General features: G+C 64.9%; 23 protein-coding genes. 16 read left to right on the top strand and 7 right to left on the bottom strand.

Annotation, left to right across the window (positions count from 1 at the left end):
- The first annotated feature begins 24 nt into the window (after window positions 1-24).
- The 7 genes from EU803_RS13425 to EU803_RS13395 are packed head-to-tail and all read left to right on the top strand — an operon-like array spanning window position 25 to window position 5,102.
- A complete protein-coding gene (locus tag EU803_RS13425; protein ID WP_129683628.1) occupies window positions 25-678 on the top strand; it encodes an alpha/beta hydrolase in 654 nt (217 codons plus the stop codon).
- 9 nt (window positions 679-687) lie between these two features.
- On the top strand, window positions 688-927 hold the full coding sequence (locus EU803_RS13420; protein ID WP_129683626.1) for a hypothetical protein: 240 nt from the start codon (window positions 688-690) through the stop codon (window positions 925-927).
- The gene (locus tag EU803_RS13415) at window positions 920-2,101 is read left to right on the top strand and encodes an HD domain-containing protein (RefSeq protein WP_129683624.1); all 1,182 of its coding nucleotides are present in this window, start codon (window positions 920-922) and stop codon (window positions 2,099-2,101) included. Before EU803_RS13420 ends, EU803_RS13415 begins: the two co-directional genes overlap by 8 nt.
- Before the next feature lie 2 nt (window positions 2,102-2,103).
- Entirely contained in the window at window positions 2,104-2,910 is an 807-nt protein-coding gene (locus EU803_RS13410) for a hypothetical protein (protein ID WP_129683622.1), read from the top strand.
- A 43-nt stretch (window positions 2,911-2,953) separates the two neighbouring features.
- Window positions 2,954-3,694 (top strand): glucose 1-dehydrogenase, encoded by a 741-nt coding sequence (locus EU803_RS13405; RefSeq protein ID WP_129683620.1) that lies wholly within the window; start codon window positions 2,954-2,956, stop codon window positions 3,692-3,694.
- Window positions 3,691-4,110: a hypothetical protein gene (locus tag EU803_RS13400; RefSeq protein ID WP_129683618.1), complete on the top strand. Its 420-nt coding sequence runs from the start codon at window positions 3,691-3,693 to the stop codon at window positions 4,108-4,110. Before EU803_RS13405 ends, EU803_RS13400 begins: the two co-directional genes overlap by 4 nt.
- Window positions 4,107-5,102 carry a P1 family peptidase gene (locus EU803_RS13395; protein ID WP_129683616.1) on the top strand — a complete coding sequence of 332 codons (996 nt, stop codon included), beginning with the start codon at window positions 4,107-4,109 and terminating at the stop codon, window positions 5,100-5,102. The genes EU803_RS13400 and EU803_RS13395 overlap by 4 nt, the downstream gene beginning before the upstream one ends.
- A 77-nt stretch (window positions 5,103-5,179) precedes the next feature.
- Here the strand turns inward: EU803_RS13395 and EU803_RS13390 are convergent, their stop codons facing one another.
- The gene (locus EU803_RS13390) at window positions 5,180-5,953 is read right to left on the bottom strand and encodes an alpha/beta hydrolase (RefSeq protein ID WP_129683614.1); all 774 of its coding nucleotides are present in this window, start codon (window positions 5,951-5,953) and stop codon (window positions 5,180-5,182) included.
- Between the two features lie 94 nt (window positions 5,954-6,047).
- Between EU803_RS13390 and EU803_RS13385 the strand changes: the two genes are divergently transcribed.
- Window positions 6,048-7,526 carry an NAD-dependent succinate-semialdehyde dehydrogenase gene (locus tag EU803_RS13385; RefSeq protein WP_129683612.1) on the top strand — a complete coding sequence of 493 codons (1,479 nt, stop codon included), beginning with the start codon at window positions 6,048-6,050 and terminating at the stop codon, window positions 7,524-7,526.
- Window positions 7,527-7,682: 156 nt separating this feature from the next.
- The gene (locus tag EU803_RS13380) at window positions 7,683-8,510 is read left to right on the top strand and encodes an arginyltransferase (protein WP_129683610.1); all 828 of its coding nucleotides are present in this window, start codon (window positions 7,683-7,685) and stop codon (window positions 8,508-8,510) included.
- A 376-nt stretch (window positions 8,511-8,886) separates the two neighbouring features.
- Here the strand turns inward: EU803_RS13380 and EU803_RS13375 are convergent, their stop codons facing one another.
- Both EU803_RS13375 and EU803_RS13370 read right to left on the bottom strand, forming a co-directional pair.
- Window positions 8,887-9,729, bottom strand: a complete 843-nt coding sequence (locus EU803_RS13375) for a L,D-transpeptidase (protein WP_242494368.1) — start codon at window positions 9,727-9,729, stop codon at window positions 8,887-8,889.
- 90 nt (window positions 9,730-9,819) lie between these two features.
- Entirely contained in the window at window positions 9,820-11,022 is a 1,203-nt protein-coding gene (locus EU803_RS13370) for an aminopeptidase P family protein (RefSeq protein ID WP_129683608.1), read from the bottom strand.
- A gap of 259 nt (window positions 11,023-11,281) precedes the next feature.
- On the opposite strand from EU803_RS13370, the gene EU803_RS13365 reads away from it, so the two are divergent.
- From EU803_RS13365 to EU803_RS13350, 4 genes are all read left to right on the top strand, one after another.
- Entirely contained in the window at window positions 11,282-13,486 is a 2,205-nt protein-coding gene (locus EU803_RS13365; RefSeq protein WP_129683606.1) for an NADP-dependent isocitrate dehydrogenase, read from the top strand.
- Between the two features lie 327 nt (window positions 13,487-13,813).
- The gene (gene murD / locus EU803_RS13360; protein WP_129683604.1) at window positions 13,814-15,214 is read left to right on the top strand and encodes a UDP-N-acetylmuramoyl-L-alanine--D-glutamate ligase; all 1,401 of its coding nucleotides are present in this window, start codon (window positions 13,814-13,816) and stop codon (window positions 15,212-15,214) included.
- A gap of 52 nt (window positions 15,215-15,266) precedes the next feature.
- Window positions 15,267-17,048: an ABC transporter ATP-binding protein gene (locus EU803_RS13355; RefSeq protein WP_129683602.1), complete on the top strand. Its 1,782-nt coding sequence runs from the start codon at window positions 15,267-15,269 to the stop codon at window positions 17,046-17,048.
- 252 nt (window positions 17,049-17,300) lie between these two features.
- Window positions 17,301-18,044 carry a folate-binding protein YgfZ gene (locus EU803_RS13350; RefSeq protein WP_129683600.1) on the top strand — a complete coding sequence of 248 codons (744 nt, stop codon included), beginning with the start codon at window positions 17,301-17,303 and terminating at the stop codon, window positions 18,042-18,044.
- On the opposite strand, the gene EU803_RS13345 is transcribed toward EU803_RS13350, so the two are convergent.
- Together EU803_RS13345 and efp are read right to left on the bottom strand one after the other, a co-directional pair.
- The gene (locus tag EU803_RS13345; RefSeq protein WP_129683598.1) at window positions 18,041-18,868 is read right to left on the bottom strand and encodes an inositol monophosphatase; all 828 of its coding nucleotides are present in this window, start codon (window positions 18,866-18,868) and stop codon (window positions 18,041-18,043) included. The two genes, EU803_RS13350 and EU803_RS13345, sit on opposite strands and share 4 nt — an antisense overlap.
- Before the next feature lie 31 nt (window positions 18,869-18,899).
- Complete coding sequence (gene efp, locus EU803_RS13340; protein ID WP_129683596.1) at window positions 18,900-19,463, bottom strand: elongation factor P; 564 nt, start codon at window positions 19,461-19,463, stop codon at window positions 18,900-18,902.
- Window positions 19,464-19,691: 228 nt separating this feature from the next.
- Here efp and EU803_RS13335 point away from each other — a divergent pair, with 228 nt between their 5' ends.
- A complete protein-coding gene (locus EU803_RS13335) occupies window positions 19,692-20,015 on the top strand; it encodes a DUF6280 family protein (RefSeq protein ID WP_129683594.1) in 324 nt (107 codons plus the stop codon).
- 78 nt (window positions 20,016-20,093) lie between these two features.
- On the opposite strand, the gene EU803_RS13330 is transcribed toward EU803_RS13335, so the two are convergent.
- Entirely contained in the window at window positions 20,094-21,716 is a 1,623-nt protein-coding gene (locus tag EU803_RS13330) for a DUF2029 domain-containing protein (RefSeq protein ID WP_129683592.1), read from the bottom strand.
- Between the two features lie 153 nt (window positions 21,717-21,869).
- On the opposite strand from EU803_RS13330, the gene EU803_RS13325 reads away from it, so the two are divergent.
- Window positions 21,870-23,180, top strand: coding sequence for an ATPase (locus EU803_RS13325; RefSeq protein ID WP_129683590.1), 1,311 nt, complete (start codon window positions 21,870-21,872; stop codon window positions 23,178-23,180).
- Between the two features lie 166 nt (window positions 23,181-23,346).
- Window positions 23,347-25,770, top strand: a complete 2,424-nt coding sequence (hrpB, locus tag EU803_RS13320; protein ID WP_129683588.1) for an ATP-dependent helicase HrpB — start codon at window positions 23,347-23,349, stop codon at window positions 25,768-25,770.
- 64 nt (window positions 25,771-25,834) lie between these two features.
- Here hrpB and EU803_RS13315 read toward each other — a convergent pair whose 3' ends face one another.
- A complete protein-coding gene (locus tag EU803_RS13315; RefSeq protein ID WP_129683586.1) occupies window positions 25,835-26,857 on the bottom strand; it encodes an aspartate-semialdehyde dehydrogenase in 1,023 nt (340 codons plus the stop codon).
- Window positions 26,858-26,872 lie beyond the last annotated feature (15 nt).

Below are 26,872 nucleotides of genomic sequence, written 5' to 3'. Positions count from 1 at the left end.
TGGAACCGCAAAGCAGGGACGCCCATGCCCGAAGTTATCTTCCCCGGCCCCGAAGGCCGGCTTGAAGGCCGCTACCATCCGCAAAAGGACCGCGACGCCCCGATCGCCATCGTGCTGCACCCGCACCCGCAATTCGGCGGCACGATGAACAACCGCGTGGTCTACAACCTGCATTACGCCTTTCACAAAATGGGCTTTACGGTGCTGCGGTTCAACTTCCGTGGGGTCGGGCGCAGCCAGGGCGAATACGATCAGGGTATCGGCGAATTGTCCGATGCCGCCTCGGCGCTCGACTACCTGCAGTCGATGAACACCAATTCCAAGCATTGCTGGGTTGCAGGCTTCTCGTTCGGGGCCTGGATCGGGATGCAACTGTTGATGCGCCGCCCCGAGATCACCGGTTTCATTTCGGTCGCACCGCCGGCCAACATGTATGACTTCAGCTTCCTTGCCCCCTGCCCCGCCTCCGGCCTGATCATCAACGGGACCGCCGACCGGGTCGCACCGCCTGCCGACACCGAAAGCCTTGTCGGCAAGCTGCACGAGCAGAAGGGCATCACCATCACCCATGAACAGATCGAGGGGGCGGGCCATTTCTTTGAAGATCCGCACATGGACACCATGATCGATCACGTTCAGGGCTACGTGCGCCGCCGCCTGACCGAAAACACACGCTAGGGGGCCGCGATGGGGCTTCTTGACGATATGGCCGACGACATCGCCCAGCTTGCGCTGGCCGATGAGGCAAAGACCGGCGACGACAAGATCGTTGACGAAATCGCGGCGATCCTGGGCACCTCGTCCCAGACGCTGGAAGAGGCCTACAAGACCGCGATCCGGGTCCGCCGCGCCGAAAAACGCGCGCGGGAACTGCTGGCGGACCGGGCCCGCAAGCGCAAGGCCGCGCAGGCAGAGGCCGATGGCTGACCGGGGCCGAATCGACGCGCAGCTGGCCTTCCTGACCGAGGCGGACCTGCTGAAAAGCGTCGACCGGGCCAATTTTCTGACCTGCGGCACGCGGTTGGAAAACAGCGCCGAACACAGCTGGCATCTTGCACTTTGGGCGCTGGTGTTTGGGGCCGACGCCCCGGCGGGCGTCGATGTGACCCGCGCGATCCTCATGCTTTTACTGCATGATCTGGTCGAGATCGACGCGGGCGACCATCCGATCAACATTGCCTTCGATCCGGCAGAGGTCGCCGCCAAGGAACGGGCCGCGGCGGACCGGCTGTTCGGCCTTCTGCCCGCCGATCAGGGCGCAGCGCTGCGCGGGGCTTGGGACGAATTCGAGGCCGCCCAGACCCCAACGGCACAATTCGCCAAGGCTCTGGACCTGTCGCAACCCATTTTCCAGATCATCCATGGGGTCAACGCCCCGGCCGACCACCCGCAGATCGCGCGGGACAACCTTGCCACCGGCCGCGCCGCGATCCTCCGCGATCGCTGGCCCGAGATGCACGCCCATGCCAGCGGCCTTCTGTCTGGCGCGGGCAGCCCGCTGCCGGACGACCACCCCCTTCCCGCCCGTCTACGCTTTCTGATCGAGGCGGACCGGCTGAAAACCGTCATCCGCGCGACCCGAAACTATCGCGGCGGACGGCGCGAGAATTCCGGCGAACACAGTTGGCACGTGGCACTGTTCGCCCATGTTCTGGCCGAACATGCCGCCCACCCCGTCGATCCGGGCCGGGCCGTGGCGATGATGCTGATCCACGATCTGGTCGAGATCGACACCGGCGATGTCCCGATCCATTCGGCAAACGGCAATGCCCACGGCGGGGCCGTTGTGATGGCCGCCGAGCAGGCCGCCGCCGATCGTATCTTTGGCCTGCTGCCTGACGCACAAGGCGCGGCCCTGCGTGCGCTTTGGGACGAATTCGAAGCAGCCGAAACGCCCGACGCCATCTTTGCCAAGGCCATCGACCGGGTGCAGCCCGTCATCGCCAATCTTGAAACCGGCGGCGGCACCTGGCCCGAATACAATGTCACCCCGGCGCAGCTTCAGTCGCGCGTCGGCGTCAAGGTGGACCGGGGCGCACCGGCCATCTGGGCCGCCCTGCGCGACCGGATCGACGCATGGTTTTCAATGGCGGCGGAATAGACATGGCCCCAACTTCCCTCGACCGCGCGGTCACCGCGCGGCTTCGCGCCCTGCTGGAGGGCGAGCCGGACAAGGATCACCTGAATGCGGCGCTGCGTCTTCTGGCGAAGTGGCGGGCGCAGCTTGTGTCGAACACGATCATCGGGCGCGATGGGCGCACCGTCCAGACCGGCCCGTTCAAGGGGATGGACTATGCCGTTGCTGCGTCAGAAGGCGGATTGGCCCCCCGGATGATCGGCTGCTACGAGGCCGGGATCGCGCCGGTTCTGGAACAGATCATCGCCGCCGCGCCCGCCCGGATCATCGACGTCGGCAGCGCCGAAGGCTATTACGCCGTGGGCCTTGCCCGCCGCCTGCCCGACACCGAAATCTGGGCCCGCGATGCCGACCCGAAAGCACGCGAGAAATGCGCAGCACTGGCACAGGCGAACGAGGTGGCTGACAGGGTTCTGATCGGCGCGGAAATCGGCGGTGCAGAGTTCGACATCTGCACCGCGGCCCCCACGGTCGTCATCTGCGACATCGAAGGGGCAGAGGATGAGGTGCTTGATCCCACCAAGGCCCCGGGCCTTCTGGCCGCCGATATTCTGGTCGAGGTGCACGAGGGCATGAAACCCGGCCTGTTGGACCGGATCGCCGCCCGGTTCCGGGACACCCATTCGATCACCCGGCTGGACCGGGCCGAAGATGCCGCCGCCCTGCCCGACTGGATGCAGGCCCTGTCCGATATGGACCGGTTGATCGCGCTGTGGGAATGGCGGGCGGGGCCGACCCCCTGGCTGTGGATGACGGCGAAGGACCGCGCCTGAAACAGGCTTGCCAAAGCCGCCGCGCTGGCCGACCCTGCGGGGCATGAGACTTCAGGGAAAAACAGCGATTGTCACCGGAGGCGGGTCCGGCTTTGGCGCCGGGATCGCCCGGAAATTTGCCGCCGGGGGGGCGCGGGTCATGGTGGCCGACATCAACCTGGATGCCGCCCGCGCCGTCGCCACTGAAATCGGCGGGCTGGCACGGGCGGTGGACGTGGCCGACAATGCCTCGGTCGCGATGTTGGCCTACGCGGCGGCGGACCATCTGGGCGATCTCGATATCCTTGTGAACAATGCCGGCGTCACCCATCTGCCGCAACCGATGGAGGAGGTCAGCGAAGCAGAGTTTGACCGCGTACTGGCCGTGAACGCCAAGTCTGTCTACCTGACGGCCCGCCATTTTGTCCCGGCGATGAAAACCCGCCGGGCTGGGGCAATCCTGAACGTTGCCTCGACCGCCGGGGTCAGCCCCCGGCCGAACCTGAACTGGTACAACGCCTCAAAGGGCTGGATGATCACCGCGACCAAGGCGATGGCCGTGGAACTTGCCCCCCACGGGGTGCGGGTCAACGCGATCAACCCGGTGGCGGGCGAAACCCCGTTGCTACCGTCCTTCATGGGGGGCGACTCGCCCGAGCTGCGGGCGAAATTCCTGTCGACCATTCCGCTGGGCCGGTTCTCCACGCCCGAGGATATGGGCAGCGCCGCCGCCTTCCTGTGTTCCGACGAGGCCAGCATGATCACCGGTGTCGCACTGGAAGTGGACGGGGGCCGCTGCATATGAGCCTCTGGTCCCGGCTGCGCGATATCTTCGCCCCGATTGGCGACGACCCCGAACTGCCCCCGCCCCCGGCGCCGGGCATGATGCGGCTTCATCTTTTCGCGGGCGATTTCGAAAGCGGCGACGCCGCCCGCGCCTATTGCTTCATGGCCCCCGACAAGGATCATCCCGAACCGCTGACCAATGACCTGCCGGGTGCCTTCGTCGATATCCGCTTCGTGACTGTTGCCCATGGCCCAGCGGCGGGGGACTTCATCCGCCACCGGTTCCCGCCCGATACTGCCGGAACTGTGCGCGACCGACTTGGGGCGGCCCGGACGCTGGTGGTTCTGGACGAGGCCGCCTTTGGCGGCTTCCCCTACGAGTTGAACGACACGCCGAAACTGGCCTACCTCGGTGCGTGGGAGGTGCCGGAATGATCCCCGGCCCCCGCAACCTGATCACCGATGTGGCGGGCCTGCGGGTCGGCAATGCGCAGGACATGGATCTGCGATCCGGGGTCACGGTCCTGACGGCCAATGCGCCCTTCACCGCCGGGGTCTGTATCATGGGGGGCGCGCCGGGCACCCGCGAAACGGATCTTCTGGCGCCAGACAGGACGGTGGAACAGGTGGATGCGCTGGTCCTGTCGGGCGGATCGGCCTTTGGACTGGCCGCCGCCGACGGGGTGATGGGCGCGCTCAAGGCGCAGAGGCGCGGCTTTGCCGTCGGGCCGCACCGGGTGCCCATCGTACCGGCGGCGATCCTGTTCGACCTGATGGGCGGCGGCGACCATGGCTGGTCAACATCGCCCTACCCCGCGTTGGGGGCAGCGGCCCTTGCCAATGCCGGGTCGAATTTCGGCCTTGGCACGACAGGCGCGGGCACCGGCTGCACCACAGCGACGCTCAAAGGGGGGCTTGGGTCTGCGTCGGCCATTGGCCCCGGCGGGGTGACGGTCGGGGCGCTTGTGGCGGTCAATGCGCTGGGGTCGGCCACCGTAGGTGGCGGGCGGCATTTCTGGGCCGCACCCTTTGAACAGGGGGATGAATTCGGCGGGCTTGGCCCGGCGGCAACCTATCCGGACGAGGTGCGGACCAAACTGGGCAGCCATCGCAATACCACCATCGCCATCGTTGCGACCGATGCGGCGCTGACGCAGGCGCAATGCACCCGGATGGCGACCGCCGCCCATGATGGGATGGCGCGGGCGCTGGTCCCCAGTCACACGCCGATGGACGGCGACCTTGTCTTCGCGGTCTCCACCGGAGCGCAGGAGGTGTCCGACCCGGTGAGTGATCCGCTGATGCTCGGGCATCTTGCCGCGACCTGCCTTGCACGGGCCATCGCGCGCGGGGTGCACGCGGCCCGGCCCCTGCCCGGCGATCCGCTGCCCACATGGTCCGGCCTGTCCCCTTCTTTGGGTGGGTAAATATCCCGGGGTGAATGGCCCGGAAAGGGCCAGAGGGGCAGCGCCTCTGAACCGTCACCATGGGTCTTGACCCATGGCTAGCCGAGGATTGCCTCGGTCAAGAGGCTGTCGGGGTCGGCCAGCGGTTCGATCACGTCGAAATGGTGCCGTCCGGGGTCGATCACACAGTCGCAGCCCCAATGCGCCGCCAGCCGTTGGGCCTGTTCCACGAACACCGGGCGTTCCGCCGACCCAACCCAGACCGTTGCCCGGATATCCGCCCGGTCCTGCCGGGTCAGGCTTTCGGGGTCCGCCGGTTCAATCTGCAGCTCCGCGTTCATCGAGGTGCGCCGCAGCGGGTCAAGGTCCGCCACCGGCGAGATCGGAACCACATGTTCCACCCGGTCGCGCCAGACCGGCGCGCGGTCGGTGCAGATCATCCGGCCGACAAGGTGCCCACCCGCGGAATGGCCCGCCAGCCGGATCGGCCCATCGATACGTCCCGCCACCAGCCCGATCGCCGCCTCCACATCCTGTGTGATCTGTCCGATGCGCACCTTGGGAGCCAGCCGGTAGGACGGCATCGCCACCACCCAGCCACGCGCCAGCGGCCCGGTCGCCAGATGCGACCAGAAGCTCTTGTCGAACCGCAGCCAATAGCCGCCGTGGACAAAGACCAACAACCCCTTCGCCGGGCCTTCCGGATGGAACAGATCAACTCGCTGGCGCGGATGATCGCCATAACTCAGGTCCAGTTCGGACCGGGCATGGCTGGCCCGGAACTCCGCTGCCAGCCCCCCCCATTTGTCGGGATAGTCCATGCCCCCCGGAATATAGGTCGCGTTTGCATATGCATCATCCAGCTCTGCCATTAGTCTTCCCCTCGTATTCCTCTGCGCGCCCGAATCTCTGGACCTTGGTCCGGTGACGTGCAAGAGATATGATCAAATTTTTCCGGAGGACAGAATGCTTGATCAGAAGACCGACCTCTCGTCGCTATTGAAAAACCCCGGCCTCCTGCGTGACAAGGCTTTCCTTGGCGGGGAATGGGTTTCCGCGGCATCCGGCAAGACCTTTGGCGTCACCAACCCGGCCCGCGGCGATGTCATCGCCGAGGTTGCGGACCTGTCGCGGGACGAAGTGGCGCAGGCCATCGACGCGGCGTATGTCGCGCAAAAGGACTGGGCCAAGCGGACGGGCAAGGAACGCGCCCAGATCCTGCGCCGCTGGTTCGACCTGATGATGGCCAATCAGGATGACCTTGCCACCATCATGACCGCCGAACAGGGCAAGCCGCTGGCCGAGGCCAAGGGCGAGATCGCCTATGCCGCGTCTTTCGTGGAATGGTTCGGGGAAGAGGCCAAGCGGATCTATGGCGAAACCATCCCCGGCCATATGGCCGACAAGCGGATTACCGTCATCAAGCAGCCCATCGGGGTTGCCGCCGGGATCACGCCGTGGAACTTCCCCTCGGCCATGATCACCCGCAAGGCGGCGCCTGCGCTGGCCGCCGGCTGCGCCTTCGTGCTGCGCCCCGCGTCCCAGACCCCGCTCTCGGCGCTGGCGCTGGCGGCTCTGGCCGAAGAAGCGGGCCTGCCCAAGGGCCTCTTGTCCATCGTCACCTCGAACGATGCGTCCGGAACCGGCAAGGAGTTCTGCGAAAACCACAAGGTGCGCAAGCTGACCTTCACCGGGTCCACCGAAGTGGGCCGCATCTTGCTGCGTCAGGCCGCCGATCAGGTGATGAAATGTTCGATGGAACTTGGCGGCAACGCCCCCTTCATCGTGTTCGATGACGCCGACATCGACGAAGCGGTGGCCGGGGCCATCGCCTGCAAATTCCGCAACAACGGCCAAACCTGCGTCTGCGCCAACCGGATCTATGTGCAGAAGGGCGTTTATGACGAATTCGCGGCCAAGCTGAAGGTCGCGGTCGAGGCGTTGAAGGTGGGTGATGGCCTGACCGAGGGCACCGCCCTTGGCCCGCTGATCGAAGCCGCCGCCGTGGAAAAGGTGCGCCAGCATCTGAAAGACGCGCTGGACAAGGGCGGCCAGATCCTGACAGGCGGCAAGGAGCACGAACTGGGCGGGCAATTCTTTGAACCCACCATCGTGACCAACGCCACCAAGGACATGATGGTTGCCAATGACGAAACCTTTGGCCCCTTCGCGCCCCTGTTCATGTTCGAGGATGAGGATGACGTGATCGCGCAGGCCAATGACACGATCTTTGGCCTTGCCTCCTACTTCTTCGCCAAGGACATCAGCCGAGTGACAAAGGTGTCCGAAGCGCTGGAATACGGGATCGTGGGCGTCAATACAGGCATCATCTCGACCGAGGTTGCACCGTTTGGCGGGGTTAAACAGTCCGGTCTTGGCCGTGAAGGCAGCCACCACGGGATCGAGGATTACCTTGAAATGAAATACATCTGCACCGGCATCTAGGCCTTCGCAGACCGATCATCTCGGGCGCGCCTTCGGGGGCGCCCGTTTTCGTTTCAGGTGGCGGGCCGTTGCCCCTGTTTACCGAATAGTAACCAAGTGCTTGGCCTGTGGCAGATGCGTTGCTAACCTGCCCCTTGGAACACCTGTCGGAAGCCGATGCGCCATACCCTGCCTCTTGCGCCCCAGTTCTATGTGACGGCGCCGCAACCCTGCCCCTACCTTGAGGGCCGGATGGAGCGGAAGTTGTTTACAGCGCTACAGGGGGAGCAGGCCGAACGGCTGAACGATCACTTGTCGAAACAGGGGTTCCGGCGGTCGCAGAACGTGTTGTACCGCCCGTCTTGCGCCGATTGCGCCGCCTGCCTCTCGGCCCGGATCCGGGTGGCCGATTTCGTGCCCAACAAGGGGCAGCGGCGCGTCGCCCGCCGCAACGCTTACCTTGCCCGCCGGGCCCGGTCGCCCTGGGCCTCGGACGAACAATACGATCTGTTCCGGCGATATCTGGACAGCCGGCACGCCGATGGCGGCATGGCGGACATGGATATGTTCGAATTCGCAGCCATGGTCGAAGAGACCCCGATCCGGTCCCGGCTGATCGAATATTCGGACCCCGCATCCGGCAACCCCGACGATCTGACTGCCGTCTGCCTGACCGATATCCTCGATGACGGGCTGAGCATGGTCTATTCGTTCTTCGACCCCGAGAAGGACAAGGACAGTCTTGGCACCTATGTGATCCTAGACCACGTGCAGATCGCGCGGGAGTTGGGCCTGCCTTACGTTTACCTTGGCTATTGGGTGCCGGGCAGCCCGAAGATGGGCTACAAGGCCAAGTTTTCCGCGCTTGAGGTCTTTCGCCGCGGGACGTGGCAACGGATGACCGACCCGGCCGATTTCGCCGATGAAACCCACCCGCTGTCCGTCGATCCGATTGCCGAACAAGTGGCAAAAATCACCCTGCCCGACACGCGGACGGTGCGCTAGCGGCGGCCCCCGACCCGCAGGCAACAAAGCGCCCCAAGCGCAGGTGTCGGCGTCGTCTTGATTTGCTGCAATTAGAAAGCGGGATTGTCTGAACAAAACTACGAAAGTCGGCTTTGGGCCCAAGTCCGACCTTTGGCAGGAGGCCCATCGGCAGACCGCGGGATGGCGATCAACGCCGGTGCTTTGCGCTTTATCTCTGCCACGTCCGCGCTCCGCATGAGCGATGCACCCAGTCAGGCAAAATCGCCAGCCCCGTGGGCGGTCTGGCGATGGGCCGGCACCTTCGGCGCTATTCGGCCCGGACTACAAAATGACCGTTTCGTCCTGAAAGGCCGTCAACTTGTTGCACTAGCCGAACGTTCCGCCCCAGAGGCGATCAGGCGTCGGAGCCGCCGTCGTCCCCGTCCGCGGCATCGTCAGACACGACATCCGTCGCCCCGTAGATCGATTCCGGGCTGACGATGGTTGGCGGCAGTTCCACCCCGCGCGGGCTGTAGGCCGGGCCAAGCAGGCGCAGGGAATCCTCTTCGGTGCGGATGTTCACCGTCGTCGGAACTTCGACCCGGTCGAACAGGTCGATGATGTCGTGGTTGAACAGCCGGATACAGCCCGCCGACCCCGAATTGCCAATCGACGGCAGGTCATTCGTTCCGTGGATGCGGTAGTGGGTGTCGCGGTTGCCGCGATAGAGATAGAGCGCCCGCGCACCCAGGGGGCTGGCCAACCCGCCTTCGACGCCACGGCGGAAGGGTCCATAGACCTCGGGCTGGCGGCGCAGCATGTTCGCGGTCGGGGTCCAGCCCGGCCATTCCTTCTTGACCCGGATCACAGTCGTCCCGCGCAGCGACAGACCGGCGCGTCCCACGGCGATGGGGTAACGCCATGCGGTGCCATCCTCGAGGATGAAGTAAAGGAACTTGGCCCATGGGTCGATTTCGATGCTGCCCGGCTCGCGCTCGCCTTCGTAGAAGACCAGTTGCCGCCGGTTGGGCCATTCCAGAAAACTGGGCGGGATCGGCGGCAGGCTGAAGCCGCCATCCTCGATCGGGCCGTAACCTTCCACCGGGATGAAACCGAACAGGTCCATCGCCTGCTGCGCCGACATCGGGCCCTCGCCGTCGGGGCCGACGACATCCTCGGGCACCGGGGTACAGGCGGTGGCGGCGGCAGATCCGGCAAGGGCAATGAAGGCGCGGCGGGTGGGTGTCAAAAACGGCATTAGATTCCCGGCAATAAGCAACGTTGAACGATCCTTAGCACCCTGAACGCCGGTTGCAAAACACTCCTGTCCCGCCGCGTCACAATGGCGTTATCCGACCACGTTGAATTCCGGCCCGTAGGGATACTTGGTGATATCCTCGTTGCCGTCTTCGGTGATGATCATGATGTCATGTTCGCGGTAGCCACCGGCCCCCGGCTGGCCTTCGGGGATGGTCAGCATCGGCTCCATGCTGATTACCATGCCCGGTTCCAGAACCGTGTCGATGTCTTCGCGCAGTTCCAGCCCGGCCTCGCGTCCGTAGTAGTGGGACAGCACACCGAAGGAATGGCCATAGCCGAAGGTCCGGTATTGCAGAAGCTGCCGTTCGGCGAAGAAATCGTTGATCTGCGCCGTGATGTCCGAACATTTCGCACCGGGCTTCAGCAGGCTGATCCCCAGTTCGTGGGCGGCGACGTTGGCCTCCCAGATCTTCAGGCTGGCCTCGTCCACCTCGCGCACGAACATGGTTCGTTCCAGCGCGGTGTAATAGCCCGAGATCATCGGGAAGGTGTTCAGCGACAGGATATCGCCGACTTGCAACTGCCGTGCGGTCACGGGGTTATGCGCCCCATCGGTGTTGATGCCCGACTGGAACCAGACCCAGGTGTCGCGGTATTCGGCCTCGGGGAAGCGTTTGGCGATCTCCAGTTCCATCGCGTCGCGGCCCGCCATGGCCACGTCAATCTCGCGCGCGCCGACGCTGATCGCGTCGCGAATGGCAAAGCCACCAACATCCGCCGTGGCCGCGCCCGCGCGGATCATCTCCAGTTCGGCCGCGGATTTGTGCATCCGCTGCACCATGGTCGCGGCGGCAATGTCGCGGGTTTCCGACGGCGACAGGAACTCATCCAGCAGCGCCTTTTGCGCAAGGCTGATGTGGTCGCCCTCGTAGCCGATGACCTTGCCGGTGCCGGTGACCGAGCGGATCGCCCGCCAGTAGTTGTTCCGCTTCCAGTCGGTATAGGTGATGTTGTCGCCGTGGCAGCGCCGCCAGGGCTGGGCCGCGTCGATGCCCGCGCTGATGGTCACGCTGTCGGTTGCGGTCACGACCAGCCCGTAGGGCCGCCCGAACGAACAGTACAGGAACCCCGAGTAATAGGCGATGTTGTGCATCGAGGTGAACACGGCGGCGTCGACCCCGGCGTCGGCCATGATCTTGCGCAGCCCGGCAAGGCGGGCATCATATTCGGATGCGGCGAACGGCAGGATCCGGTCGCCCTGGTGAAAACGGTAGAATTCGGGACGGTCCATGTTTGGCCCCCTTCTTAGCAAAGAGGTCCCGGCGTTCAGGACGGACATGCGTGGAATCACGGGGCGACGCCATCGCCCCACGCGCTGAAACCGTTAGCGTGGGCGAAACCGTTTTTCCAGTGTCTTGTTGCCATCGGACAAGGCCGCAAAGTAAGACCGGCTGGACCCCCGGCTATATGGTGCCTGTGACAGCTTGGTCACTGGCGTCCCGGGAAATTGTATACTATTGTATGCCAAACTTGATTCTGGCGAGGACATCATGGACGCGAACACCACCCCCGACATCATCTACACCAAGGTCGACGAAGCACCGGAACTGGCCTCGGCCTCGCTTCTGCCGATCATCCAGAGCTTTGCGAGCGCCGCAGGCGTGAGCGTGGGCACCAAGGACATCTCGCTTGCGGGTCGTATCCTTGCGACCTTCCCGGAGTATCTGACCGAAGAGCAGCGGATCAGCGACGATCTGGCCGAACTGGGCGAGCTGGTGAAGACGCCCGAGGCGAATGTGATCAAGCTGCCCAACATTTCGGCCTCGGTGCCGCAGCTGGTCGCGGCGGTCAAGGAATTGCAGGGTCAGGGATATGCCCTGCCCGATTATCCCGAAACCCCGGCCACCGACGAAGAAAAGGCCGTGCGCGCCAAGTATGACACCATCAAGGGGTCGGCGGTGAACCCGGTTCTGCGCGAAGGCAACTCTGACCGCCGCGCTGCCGCCGCCGTGAAGAAATTCGCCCAGGCCAACCCGCACCGGATGGGCGACTGGTCGGCTGACAGCAAGACGCGGGTCGCTGCGATGTCGGGCGGCGATTTCTACTCGAACGAGGAATCGGCCACCCTGCCCGCCGCCGCCACTGCGAAGATCGTGCTGGAAACGACGGACGGCGAAACCGTCCTGAAGGATGCGGTCAGCTACCCGGCCGGGACCGTGGTCGACGCGACCTATATGTCGGCGAAGGCGCTGGATGCCTTCCTTGCCGAAGAGATCGAAAAGACCAAGGCCGAAGGTGTGTTGTTCTCGCTGCACATGAAGGCCACGATGATGAAGGTCTCTGACCCGATCATCTTTGGCCACGCGGTCAAGGCCTGGCTGGCCCCCGTCTTCGAAAAATACGGCGACCGGCTGGCGGAACTCGGCGTGTCCGGCAACGCGGGCCTTGGCACCCTCTTGGAGAAGGTCAAAGACGAGCCGGAAATCCTCGCCGCGATTGAGGCGGTCAACGCCACCCGCCCGCCGATGTATATGGTCGACAGCGACCGGGGCATCACCAACCTGCACGTCCCGTCGGACGTGATCATCGACGCTTCGATGCCGGCGCTGATCCGCGCAGGGGGCAAGGGCTGGGGCCCGGACGGCAAGGAACACGATGCAGTCTGTGTCATCCCCGACAATTCCTATGCGCCGGTCTACGACGCCGCGATCGAATTCTTCAAAGCCAATGGCAAACTGAACCCGGCCACCGCCGGGACAGTGCAGAACCTTGGCCTGATGGCCCAGAAGGCCGAGGAATACGGCAGCCACCCGACCACCTTTGAAATCCCCGCCGACGGCGTGGTGAAGATGATCCTGGATGACGGGACCGTCCTGCACCAGCAAAGCGTCGAGGCCGGTGATATCTGGCGGTCGGCCAGCGCCCGCAAGGCACCGATCGAAGACTGGGTCAACCTTGCCATCGAACGGCAGCGGCTGACCGGCTACCGGTCGATCTTCTGGCTGGATGAAAACCGCGCCCACGACGCCGAGCTGATCGCCTATGTGAAACCGATCCTCGAAGCCAAGGGCGTGGCCGACAAGTTCGAAATCATGGCACCGCGCGAGGCGACCATCGCCAGCCTCGAAACCATCACCAAGGGCGAAAACACCATCGCGATCACCGGCAACGTGCTGCGCGACTACCTGACCGACCTGTTCCCGATCCTCGAACTGGCCACCTCGGCCAAGATGCTGTCGATCGTGAAACTGATGCAGGGCGGCGGGCTGTTCGAAACCGGTGCCGGCGGCTCCGCGCCCAAGCACGTGCAGCAGCTGCATGGCGAAAACCACCTGCGCTGGGACAGCCTTGGGGAATTCTGCGCCCTTGGCGAAAGCTTCAAGTTCCTGGCCGAGGCCAAGGGCAACCGCAAAGCCGCCGTTCTGGGCGACGCGGTCGAGGCTGCCACGCAGGGCGTGCTGGACCATGGCCGCAGCCCGGGCCGCAAGGTGGGCCAGCCCGACAACCGCGACAGCCACTACTGGTTCGCCCGCTATTGGGCCGAGGCGCTGGCCGCACAGTCCGACGACGCAGAGCTTGCCGCCCATTTCGCCCCGATCGCCACAGCCCTTGCCGAGAACGAGGCGACGATCATCGCCGAATTGCAGGCAGGCCGGGGACAGGCCGTGGATCAAGGCGGATATTACCACCCGGACGCGGCCAAGACCGCGGCGATCATGCGGCCGTCGGCCACGATGAACGCGATCATCGACTGATCCAACCGGACAATGACAAAGTCGGGGGCGCCTTCGGGCGCCCTTTCCCCTTCGCGGATGGTGGGTCAAGACCCACCTTACCCGGGGGCGCTTCGCCCCCCACCAGAAAATTCATGGCCCCCAGAGGATATTTGGAACCCAAAGAAGAATGGACCTCAGTCTAGCCCGCTTCTTTGGGTCTGAAATATCCCGGGGTGAATGGCCCGGAACGGGCCAGAGGGGCAGCGCCCCTGAACGTAAGGTGGGTTTTAACCCACCACCCCCCGCACCTTGCGCATTTCACGGGCCAAGGGCAGTCTGCCCCGACCAAAGCCAGAAGGTGTTCAGATGATTCCAGTGCGCGGTGTCGCGGGACAGAAAATCGGTGTTCTCGGGCTGGGCCGGTCGGGCCGGGCCACAGCGCGCGCGCTGATCGCGGGTGGGGCCGAGCCGATCTGCTGGGACGACAGCCAGACCGCCCGCGACGCGGCAGAGGCCGAAGGGCTGACCCTTGCCGACCTGAGCAAGGACAAGACCCTGTCGGGCCTCGCCGCGCTCGTCACCTCGCCCGGCATTCCGCATCTTTACCCCGCCCCGCATCCCGCGATTGCCGCAGCCCTGGTGGCGGGCGTGCCTGTGGACAATGACATCGGCTTGTTCTTTCGGTCCTTCGGGGGCGACGACTGGGACAGTTTCGACCAGACGCCCCGGATCGTGGCGATCACCGGGTCGAACGGCAAATCCACCACCTCGGCACTCTTGCACCACATCCTGTCAGAGGCGGGCCGCCCGACCCAACTTGCCGGCAATATCGGCCGTGGGGTGCTGGATCTTGACCCCGCCCGCGATGGCGAGGTGATCGTTCTGGAACTGTCCAGCTACCAGACAGACCTTGCCCGCGCCCTGACCCCGGATGTGGCCGTCTTCACAAACCTGTCTCCCGATCACCTTGACCGGCACGGCGGACCGGGCGGCTATTTCGCGGCCAAACGGCGTCTGTTTGCCGAAGGCGGACCGGACCGGGCCGTGATCGGCGTGGATGAGGCCGAAGGCCGCTATCTCGCAAACCAGCTTTCCGAGGGGCCGGGCGATGATCGGGTGATCCGCATCTCTTCGGGGCAAAAGCTGGCCGGAGAAGGCTGGACCGTCTTTGCCCGCAAAGGGTTCCTGTCGGAATACCGCAAGGGGCGGCAGGTGGCCTCAATCGACCTGCGGGCAGTGTCGGGCCTGCCGGGCGCCCATAACCACCAGAACGCCTGTGCCGCCTATGCCGCCGCGCGGACGCTGGGCATCGGACCGCGCCAGATCGAGGCGGCGATGAAAACCTATCCGGGCCTGCCGCACCGGTCACAACTGGTGGCCGAGGCCCGCGGGGTGCGTTACGTCAACGACAGCAAGGCCACCAATGTGGACAGCGCGGCCAAGGCGCTTGGCGCCTTTGACCGGATCCGCTGGATCTGCGGCGGCTTGCAGAAAGAGGGCGGTCTGTCCGGCCTTCTGCCCGCCACCGGTTCGGTCCTGAAGGCCTATGTCATCGGGCGTGAGGCAGAGGATTTCGCCCGCCAACTGACCGGTGTCGAGGCCGAGGTCTGCACCACGATGGACACCGCCGTCACCCGCGCCATGGCCGAGGCCGAAGCGGGCGATACGGTCCTTCTGGCCCCCGCCTGCGCCAGTTTCGACCAATACGACAACTTCGAACTGCGGGGCGAGGATTTCACCGCCCGCGTCCGGGCGGGCCTGTCCTGACCCGCCCGCGCTTTGGCTTGCCCCTGTCGGGGCCAACGGGATAGAGGGGGCCATGACCCTGACCAACACCCCCGACGTGACGCCCGCCCCCGCGCCCCAGACCGTGCGGGCGCTTTTGGCGTGGCTCTGGAGGGGGTTCCTGCATCGGCACAAGGGCACGCTGGGCGCGGCGCTGGTGTTCATGGTCATCGAAGGGTCGATGCTCGGGCTGATCAGCTATCTGATCAAGCCGATGTTCGACGATGTCTTCGTCGCCGGCAATATCGGGATGCTTTGGACCGTCGGCGGCGGAATTCTGGTGATCTTCGCGGTCCGCGCGGTCACCTCTGTCCTGCAACGGGTGCTGATGACGCGGGTGCAACAGCGCATGGCCGCCGACCTGAGGACTGGTCTGGTGGACAAGCTGATGCGGCTCGACAGCGCGTTTCATCAAAAGAACCCGCCGGGCTACCTGATCGAACGGGTGCAGGGGGATGTGGAATCCATCGGGCTGGTGTGGAACCAGCTCGCCACCGGGCTGGGGCGGGACGTGGTTTCGGTCATCGCGCTGTTCGGGGTGGCGCTTTGGATAGACTGGCTCTGGACCGTATTGGCGCTTCTAGGCATTCCGCTGCTGATCCTGCCCTCGCTGCTGGCGCAGGGCTTTGTCCGGCGGCGGGCGCGGGCGGCGCGGGAAGTGGCGGGCCGCATGTCGATCCGGCTGGACGAGATCTTTCACGGGATTGCCCCGATCAAGCTGAACCGGCTGGAACGCTACCAGTCCGACCGCTACCGCAGCCTTACCGAAGAGCGGGTCCGGTCCGAGGTTGGATCCGCCTTCGGGCAGGCGCTGATCCCGGCGCTGATCGACATCATGACCGGGATCGGGTTCCTGTGCGTGCTTTATTTCGGGGGGCTTCAGATCATCTCTGGCGACAAGACCGTCGGGGATTTCATGGCCTTCTTTACCGCAATGGCGCTGTCCTTCGACCCGCTGCGGCGACTGGGCAACCTGTCGGGGCAGATGCAGGCGGCCTCGGCCTCGATCGAGCGGATCAACGGGGTCTTTGCCGAACCGGTCGCGCTGAAAGACCCGGCGCGCGCCCTGCCCGCGCCCGTCGGCGCGCCCGAGATCGCGTTGCGCGATGTGACCCTGTCTTATGGCGACCAGACCGTGCTGCGGGGTGTGACCGTGACCGCCGGGGGCGGGCAGACCGTGGCGCTGGTGGGCGCGTCGGGGGCGGGGAAAAGCACCGTCTTCAACCTGCTGACCCGGCTTGTGGATGCGGACAGCGGCGCCGTCACGATTGGCGGGGTGGATACGACCGACCTGACGCTGTCCGACCTGCGCGGGCTGTTTTCGGTGGTCAGTCAGGATGCGGCCCTGTTCGACGATACCTTGCGCGAAAACATCCTGCTGGGTCGCACCGATATCACCGAGGAGCGGCTGCAGCAGGTGCTGGACGCAGCCCATGTCACGGAATTCCTGCCCAAGCTGCCCAAGGGCCTCGACAGCCCGGCCGGGCCGCGCGGGTCGAACCTTTCGGGCGGGCAGCGGCAGCGGATCGCCATCGCCCGCGCCCTGCTGCGCGACACGCCCGTGCTGTTGCTGGACGAGGCGACCAGCGCGCTGGACACCAGGTCTGAGGCGGTGGTGCAGGAGGCACTGGAAACCCTGTCCAAGGGCCGCACCACGCTGGTGATCGCGCACCGCCTGTCGACCGTGCGGGACGCCGACAAGATCGTGGTCATGGATCGGGGCCGCGTGGTGGACGAAGGCACCCATGACGCGCTTCTGGCCCGTGGCGGCCATTACGCGGACCTTTACCGGATGCAGTTCCGAGACGACGCCTAGGGGATGGTGGGTCAAGACCCACCTTACCCGGGGGCGCTTCGCCCCCCACCCGACAATTCACGGCCCCCAGAGGATATTTCTAACCCAAAGAAGAATGGACTCTCATTTTGCCCCAAATACTCCGGGGTGAATGGCCCGAAAGGGCCAGAGGGGCAGAGCCCCTCACGTAAGGTGGGTTTTAACCCACCATCCCGGGGCTGACAGGCGCCTGCGTCCACCCTATATCCCGATCAACGCGAAGGGAGCTGCCCCATGTCCGACACCCGCACCATTCTGGCGATCACCGGCGAGGATCGCGCCCATTTCCTTCAAGGTCTGGTCACCAATGACGTCGACAAGACCCGTGACGGCGGGATCGTCTACGCGGCCCTTCTGACGCCGCAGGGAAAGTATCTGGCCGATTTCTTCCTCAAGGGCGACGGAGACCGCATTCTGCTGGACGTCGATACGGCGCTTGCACCGGCGCTGGCGCAGCGTTTGTCGATGTACAAGCTGCGCGCCAAGGTCGGGATCGAGGAGACAGCGATGCAGGTTCGTCGCGGCACCGGCCCCGCACCCGAAGGAGCGGTCATGGACCCGCGCGACCCAGCCCTTGGCTGGCGTCTTTACGGTGCGGAAGGCGGGGACGACGGCACCGACTGGACCGCCCTGCGCGTGACCCGGATGGTGCCCGAAACGGGCGCCGAGCTGACACCCGACAGCTATATCCTTGAAATGGGCTTTGAACGGCTGCACGGGGTGGATTTCCGCAAGGGATGCTATGTCGGGCAAGAGGTCACCGCCCGGATGAAACACAAGACCGAGCTGAAAAAGGGGCTGGCCCAGGTTAGGGTCAGCGGCGAGGTCACCCCCGGCACCCCGATCATGGCAGGTGATCGCGATGCGGGCATTCTGCACAGCGTTGCGGGGGATCAGGCCCTTGCCTACCTGCGGTTCGACCGGGCCGGCGGCGCGATGACCGCCGGGGAGGCACAAGTGGTCTGGGAAAAGGACTAGCCCGACAGGATCGGCCGCAGGATTGCGGCCACGGCCTGCCAGCCTTGCTCCGATCCGGCCACCAGAAGCGGCCCGTGCCGATGTGCGGCGGTATAGTCCTCGCCGCTCAGCAGCCACGCCACGCCCCCGGCCCGACGCGCCGCATGCGCGCCCGCCAGATGGTCCCAGGGGTTCAGCATGGCGGACAGGACGAACTCAACCCGTCCCTGCGCCAAGAGCCGGTATTCATGGGCCGAACAGCGCAATGACTGCACCCGGCCGAACCGTGCAAATGCCGCGCCAAAGGCCGGTTGGACCTGTTTGGGGAACAGGAACAGGGGGATGAAGCCTGTCATCTCTTCGGCCCGCGCGGTGGTGGAGGTTGTCAGGGGCGTCCGGGTGCCATCGTCGGACAGGAACCATGCGTCGCCCCCCGCCTCGACCCAGTCGTCCATCAGCGGGTCATAGATCGCCCCCCAGACGGTTTGGCCCCGATATTGCACCGCGACGATGACCCCAAAGGTGGCCAACCCATTGGCAAAGTTCCATGTGCCGTCAACCGGATCGACCACCACGGCCCAGTCTGCCCGGTCCATCCGGTCCAAGAGTGCAGGGTCGGCCGAGACTGCCTCTTCCCCCACCACCAGCGCCTCGGGCCAGTCGGCCGCGATGCGGGCGGTGATCCGGGCCTCGGCCTCGCGGTCGGCAATGGTGACAATATCGGCTGGGCCGGACTTGGTCCCGATCTGGTCGGCAGTCAGGCGACGAAACCGGGGCAGGATGTCCTGCGCTGCCGCGTCGCGCACCGCAGACAGCAAAAGGGCGCGGCGAGCCTCTGTCAGCATCTCCGCGCCCTCCCTTGTCCGGTCCGAAGCCTTAGGCCCGTTCGGAATATTCCATCGATTCCGTGTTCACGATGATCTTTTCGTCCTGCGCGATGAAGGGCGGGACCATGATCCGCACGCCGTTATCAAGGATCGCGGGCTTGTAGCTGTTGGCGGCGGTCTGCCCTTTCACGACCGGCTCGGTCTCGGTCACGGTGCAGGTCACTTTCTGCGGCAGGGTCGCGTTCAGCGCCTCCTCCTCGTGGTATTCGATGACAACGGTCATGCCATCCTGAAGGAAGGGACGACGTTCGCCCAGAAGGTCAGCGGGCAGTTCGATCTGTTCGTAGGTGTCGGTGTCCATGAACACCAGCATCCCATCGGTTTCATACAGGAACTGCTGGTCCTTTTGTTCCAGCCGCACACGTTCGACCTTGTCGGCGCTGCGGAAGCGTTCGTTCAGCTTGGAGCCGCTGCGCAGGTTCTTCATCTCGACCTGGGCAAAGGCGCCGCCCTTACCAGGTTTGACGTGATCGACCTTCACGGCGACCCAGAGGCCCCCGTCGTGTTCAAGGATGTTTCCGGGACGAATTTCGTTTCCGTTGATCTTGGGCATGTTCGGACCTGTGGCAAAATTATGGCAAATTGGTTGTTTCGAGGGGTTTGAGACCTATATCTGGAGGCGTAGCAACCTGGGGCGACCCCAAATATGCCAAAAACGCCGGTTCAGCCATGCACTAGACGCATGGCTGCCATTCCAAAAGAGGCCCCCCGAATCGGATCAAAATAGGCATATTGCGCCTCACGCCTGAACCACAAGAGCAAAAACAACAAAGGACGCCAGATGAAGGATTTCGTTGACGGCACCGCGTTCAACAACGAACAAGGCAACCGCGCCCGCAAACTGTTTGCGGCCGTTGTGCTTGCCGCGCTTGATGACGCCATCGCCGACGACAAGAAGTACGGCAACGGCCCCGAACAGATCGCCCGCTGGGCGCGGTCGCGGGACGGTCGTGAAGTCTTGTCTTGTGCCGGGATCGACCCGAACGAGCGGGTTGTGAAGGGCCTTATGGAGTTTGTTTCCAAGGGCGTGCGCACCTCTGTTGCGCTGTCGCGTGAGGAAAGCGAGCGCCGCCACGCCGCCGAGCAGGCCGCGGAAGCCGCGTAAGTAGCGCTGCCCCGGCCCTTTTGTGGTGCCGGACCGAAGACGGGCCCCGATGGGGCCCTTTTTCGTTGGGCCGATGCCCTATCCCTTGCTGTAGAGGATATAGAGATCAGTGCGCCGGATTTCGGCCAGACCGTCAGTGCCCTCGGCCTCGATCGCCTTTAGAACCTGCGCCTGAACGTCCTGCACCACCGGGCAGATCGGGATCAGCAGGTAGTCGGCCGAAGCATATCCCGGCAGCCCGCCGTAGTACCAAGGCGCCCCGCCGACCAGCGGTTCGAAATCCCCGAACAGCCAGTATGACGAAAACAGGTCGGCCGCGAAGATCCGCTTGCCCCCGGCCAGCCCCGCCTCTTCCAAGTCGCGCGAGATGGCGTCGAAAACGGTCGGAAGCCCCAGTTCGACGTTGCAGGTGGCAAATGTCTCTCCCATGAACTGGGGCGGGTCTTCGCGGTGCTCGGCATTGGCGTAGGCGGCCAGCGCCATCCCCGGCGCGTCCAGCGCGACCCGGCCATCGACCCGTTCGACCCGCAGGGCCGCGCCTTGCAGGTCTTCGTGGATGCCGCCACGCGGCAACAGCGGCGCATAGGTCGACACATCCACGTTGAAATGCCGGAACGGGCTATAGGCAAGATTGAAGAAACTGGGCGCCCCAAGGGCAAGTGCCATGGCCGCGCAGATGTTCAGCGCCCCGCGCATGTTCCAGCCCATGGCGTTGGTCACCTCGCCCTGTGGGCGCAGGGCCAGCAGCAGAACCGCCAACAGCAAGGTCCACTGCGGGTCGTTCCCGAAGTTCTGGTAGGTCACATAGAAGAACCCCGGCAGAAGCGTCAGCAGGACCAGCCCGCCCACATCGGCTCGCGCCTGTCGCAGCAGGATCACCCCCATGATCGCCACAAGCGACCCGCCCAGATAGGCCGGCGCACCGACGACCGCCGAGAGCGGCTCGCCCGGCTGGGGCCGCACCTCGGACCGGGCCACGGTCAGCAGATCGCCCAGATAGGCCAGCCAGAAATCGGGCCCAAGCCAAAGGGTGATCGCCACGGCCGCCACCGCCCCGGTCAGAAGCGCCACGATCAGGGCGCGGGTCTGCTTCGTCAGGATCAGGGCAAGGACGACAGGAAGGGCGAAGGCCGCGAAATAGGTGACCTTGATCAGGACCATGACGCTGGCCATCAACCCGATGATAATCCCGTCGACCAAGGCGCTGCGCGGATGCACCGGCGGCACCAGCGCGGCAAGGATCGCGATGAACGCAGCCCCCCAGGCCCAGCGGTTGTAATGCATGGAGATCGACACGCTTCGCTGTGCCTCGCCATGAACCAGCGCCAGCATCAGCACCATGACAACGATCCCGAAGAAGGCGGCAAGGTAGGGCGACAGCCGCGACATGGCCACCCACCAGACCGCAGGCAGGAACAGGGCCGCCATCAGCACCTGCGACCAAAGCGTCGCCATCCCGATGCCCATCCCGGATTTCACGAACAGGGCGATAGGGGCAAAGGCCAGCCCCCCGATCGGAGTCATGAAATCGCGGTGCGGCACCTGACCCTCGGCCATCCGGAACACGATCTGCATCATGTGCAACGTGTCGCCTTCGTGTTTGCCGATGTAGAAGCCACCCTTCAGCACCGCCGCCCCGCCCAAAAGGACGAGGGTCGCCACAAGGATGCCCATCAAAACCGCGGGATTTGGTCTGCTCATGCCTGCCTCTTGGAACGTTTTGTCCATTTTTTCGCCACAATAACCGGGCAGAGACGGATTGTGTAAAGGAATACCGCCGCGGGTCCGAAAACCTCTTCGGGCGCGGCGGATGTGTCACAAGGGCCGAAGACACGGGCAGGAACGAGCAAACCGATGAACATGCAAACCTCGAACGTCATTGCACCGCCAGCACCGAAATCGCTGGAACAGATGCAATTGCCACTGGTCATGATGCGGGACATCCTGATCAAGACCATCTTCCGCAAGAACATCGATCAGGTCAGCGAACTTGCCCGCGCGATCTGTCTGCCGATCCCGGTGACGCAGGAACTGGTCGATCTGGCCCGCAGCCAGAAACTGGTCGAGGCGACGGGCACATTGCACGCCAATTCGGGCGGGGAAATGGGCTATCAGCTGACCGATGGCGGCAAGGCGCGTGCGCTCGACGCATTGGCACAGTCGGAATATTACGGCGCGATGCCGGTCCCGCTCGAGGTTTATGCCGAACAGGTCAAGCGCCAGTCGATCAAGAATATCCAGGTCACCCGTGACCAGTTGACAAGCGCGATGGGCCATCTCGTCCTGCCGCCGGAACTGCTCGACAACCTTGGGCCGGCGGTCTCGGCCGGTCGGTCGATCCTGATGTACGGCCCGCCGGGCAACGGGAAATCCTCGATCTCGAACGGGATCCGGGACTCGTTGGGCGACAAGATCTATATCCCGCGCGCCATCGAATACGCTGGTCAGGTGATCACGGTCTATGACCCGATCGTGCATTCGGCGGCCGAAGAACAGACAGACGACCCAAATTCGCTGCGTCGCACCGGCAACCGCTATGACACCCGCTATGTCCGCTGTGAACGGCCCACGGTGATCACCGGCGGTGAACTGTCGCTGTCGATGCTGGACCTTGTCTATAACCCGGTCGCCCGGACCTATCAGGCGCCACTGCAGCTGAAATCGACCGGCGGCATTTTCATCATCGACGACCTTGGCCGTCAGGAAGAACCGCCGCAGAAGATCGTCAACCGCTGGATCGTGCCGCTGGAAGAAGGGCGGGATATCCTTGCGCTGCAATCGGGCGAGAAATTCGAAGTGCCCTTCGACACGCTGGTGATCTTCTCGACCAACTTCCACCCGAACGAGATCTTCGACAAGGCCGCGCTGCGCCGGATCTTCTACAAGATCAAGATCGACGGGCCGTCGCAGCAGGATTTCCTGAAAATCTTCGCCATGGTCGCGCGCAAGAAGAAGATGCCGCTGGACGAGGCGACGCTGGTCCACCTTCTCAAGAAGAAGTACCCGACCATCGACAATATCTACGCCAACTACCAGCCGGTGTTCCTGATCGACCAAATGATTTCGATCTGCGAATTTGAAGGCATCCCCTATCAGATGTCGCCGGAATTGATCGACCGGGCCTGGGCCAACATGTTCGTCAAGGAAGAGACGATCGTTCACTAAGGAGGGTGGGTTAAAACCCACCTTACGTTGGAGGGGCTCTGCCCCTCTGGCCCTTTCGGGCCATTCACCCCGGAGTATTTGGGGCAAAATGAGAGTGCAGGCGTAAGGTGGGTTTCAACCCACCATCCCCCTTGCCCGGTCCAGGTCCGCGCCCCATAAACGCCCCATGACCGCCCTGCCCATCGACGCTGCCCTGCCCGAGCTGATCGCCGCCCTGAGGGGCGAAGGCCGTGCCGTGTTGCAGGCCCCGCCGGGGGCGGGGAAGACCACCCGTGTTCCCTTGGCCATGTTGGAGGCCGGGCTGGTGACGGGCCGCATTCTGATGCTGGAACCCCGCCGCCTTGCCGCCCGCGCCGCGGCCGAGCGGATGGCGGAAACGCTGGGCGAGCCTGTTGGTCAGACCGTTGGCTACCGGATGCGGGGCGAGGCGAAGACCAGTACCGCGACCCGGATCGAAGTGGTGACCGAGGGCATCCTGACCCGCATGATTCAGTCCGACCCCGAATTGCCCGGCATCGGCGCGGTCATATTCGACGAATTCCACGAACGGTCCCTGAACGCCGATCTGGGCCTTGCCCTGACATGGGAGATCCGGCAGGCGCTTCGCGACGACCTGATCCTTCTTGTCATGTCCGCGACCCTTGACGCCGCCCCGGTGGCAGAACTGCTGGACGGGGCCCCGATCGTCACCTCGGAAGGGCGCAGTTTCCCGGTCTCTGTCCACCACCTCGATACGCCCCTCCCCAAGACCCGCCGCTATGAAGAGGCCGTCGCCGAGCTTGTCGCCGATGCGGTCGGCCGGACCGAAGGCGGCGTTCTGGTTTTCCTGCCCGGAGAGGGCGAGATCCGCCAGGTTGAGGCGCTTTTGTCTGGTCGCCTGCCGCCCGACTGCCATCTGCGCCCCCTGTTCGGCGCCCTGCCCTTTGCCCAGCAACGCGCCGCCATCGGGCCGGTCTCCTCGGGTCGCAAGGTGGTCCTGTCGACGTCGATCGCGGAAACATCGTTGACCATTTCCGACATCCGCGTGGTGGTTGACGGCGGTCGCGCCCGCCGCGCCCGCTATGACCCCGGGTCGGGCATGTCCCGGCTGGTCACGGAACGGGTCAGCCGGGCCGAGGCAACGCAGCGGGCGGGCCGCGCGGGTCGGGTCGCGCCCGGCGATTGTTTCCGCCTGTGGACCAAGGGCGAGGACGGCGCCCTGCCCGCCTTTCCCCCGGCCGAGATCGAGGCGGCGGACCTTGCCGGCCTTGCACTGGAACTGGCGCTATGGGGGGCGGACGACCTTGCCTTCCTGACACCGCCGCCCGAGGGCGCGCTGGCCGAGGCGCGGTCGCTCTTGCGTGCGTTGGGGGCGTTGGACGGGCAGAACCGGATCACCGCGCATGGCCGGGCACTGGCCGCCCTGCCCCTGCACCCCCGCCTTGGCCATATGCTGCAGACAGCGGGCGCGCAGGCTGCCCCGGTTGCGGCGCTACTGGCCGAACGCGACCCGCTGCGCGGCGCGCCGGTGGACCTGTCCCTGCGGATGGCCGCGCTACGGGGGCGATATGACGGGCCGGGCACCGCCCATCCCCCGACTGTGGACCGCATCCGGGCCGAGGCGAAGCGTCTGGCCCGCGGCCTGCCCGAGGCCGCGCCCCTGACGCTGGCCGAACAGGTGGCGCTGGCCTACCCGGACCGGATCGGGTTGCGCCGCAAAGGCGACGCGCCACGCTATGTGCTGTCCGGCGGCAAGGGCGCGGTGATGGAGGAGGCCGACCCACTGGCAGGGCAACGCCTGATCGTGGCGACCGATCTGGATGGCAACCCGCGCGAGGCCCGAATCCGGCAAGCGGTGGCGATCACCGAGGCCGAGGTACGGGGGCTGTTCGCCGATCAGATCCACTGGGCCGAGGTCTGCGACTGGTCCCGCCGCGACCGCCGTGTCTTGACCCGGCGGCAGGAACGGCTGGGGGCGCTGGTGTTGGACGACCGGACATGGCCGGACGCCCCGGACGCGGCCATTGCCCGCGCCATGTGCGCCGGTGTGCGCGACCTTGGGCTGCGTCTGCCCCCGGCGGCCATGCGGTTCCGCGCCCGGGTGGAACTGGTCCGGGCTGGTGGGGCCGAGCTGCCCGCGATGGACGACGCCACGCTGCTGGCGGGGGTGGAGGACTGGCTTGCCCCCTATCTTGCCGGGGTCCGCACCGCCGAAGACTGGAAACGGTTCGACCCGCTGCCGGCCCTGCGCGCGATGCTGGACTGGGGCCAGATGCAGGCGCTGGATGCTGCCGCACCTGCCCATTTCGAAACCCCGCTGGGCCGAAAGATTCCCATCGATTATGACAGCGACCCGCCGCAGATCAGCCTGCGCCTGCAAGAGATGTTCGGCGTCACCCGGCATCCGACCGTTGGGCGGACCCCGTTGAAGGTGACGCTTTTGTCGCCGGGGCAGAAGCCCATTCAGGTCACGTCGGACATCCCCGGTTTCTGGGCGACCTCCTATGCGGATGTGCGCAAGGACATGCGGGGCCGATACCCCAAGCACCCCTGGCCCGAAGACCCGACCGAGGCCGATCCGACCCTGCGGGCGAAACCGCGCGGGACATAGGGACATCCCAACGAAAAAGGCGCGCCACAGATGCGACGCGCCTTCTCAATTCTGTCCGGTTGGATCAGCCCTTTTTCAGGCAGCGCTGGCCCAGAACCTCGGCAATTTGCACGGCGTTCAGCGCCGCGCCCTTGCGCAGGTTGTCCGAGACGCACCACAGGTTGATCCCGTTTTCGATGGTGCTGTCCTGACGGATGCGGCTGATGAAGGTGGCATAATCGCCGACACATTCGACCGGGGTGACGTAGCCACCGGCCTCGCGCTTGTCGATGACCATGATCCCCGGTGCTTCGCGCAGGATGTCGCGGGCCTCGTCCTCGTCCAGAAAATCCTCGAACTCGATGTTGATCGCTTCCGAATGGCCGACGAACACCGGCACCCGCACGCAGGTCGCGGTCAGTTTGATCGACGGATCGAGGATCTTCTTGGTCTCGGCGACCATCTTCCACTCTTCCTTGGTCGACCCGTCGTCAAGGAACACGTCGATATGCGGGATGACGTTGAAGGCGATCTGCTTGGGATAGACCGACGGGGCCACCTCCTGACCGGGGACATACATGCCCTTGGTCTGGTTCCACAACTCGTCAATCGCGTCCTTGCCGGTGCCCGACACGGATTGATAGGTCGACACGACCACCCGCTTGATCTTGGCCCGGTCGTGCAGCGGCTTCAGCGCCACGACCATCTGGGCGGTCGAACAGTTGGGGTTCGCGATGATGTTCTTCTTGGCATAGCCCTCGACCGCCTCGGCGTTCACTTCGGGAACGATCAGCGGCACGTCCGGGTCGTAGCGATACAGCGACGAGTTGTCGATCACCACGCAGCCCTGCCCTGCGGCCTTGGGCGCGTATTTCTTGGTCGCGTCCGAACCGATGGCGAACAGCGCGATATCCCAGCCGGTGAAATCGAAGGTGTCCAGATCCTGGGTCTTCAAAGTTCGGTCGCCAAAGCTGACTTCGGTGCCCAGAGATTTTCGGCTCGCGAGGGCCGCGATCTCATCGACGGGGAACTCGCGCTCGGCGAGGATGTTCAGCATTTCGTGGCCCACGTTGCCCGTGGCGCCAACGACGACGACTTTATAGCCCATTGGCATGGCTCCTTG

The organism is Loktanella sp. IMCC34160 (assembly GCF_004145845.1).
Lineage (GTDB): Bacteria > Pseudomonadota > Alphaproteobacteria > Rhodobacterales > Rhodobacteraceae > SELP01.
Note: the sequence above shows the minus strand (reverse complement) of the source record. Positions and strands in the feature narration are given on the sequence as shown.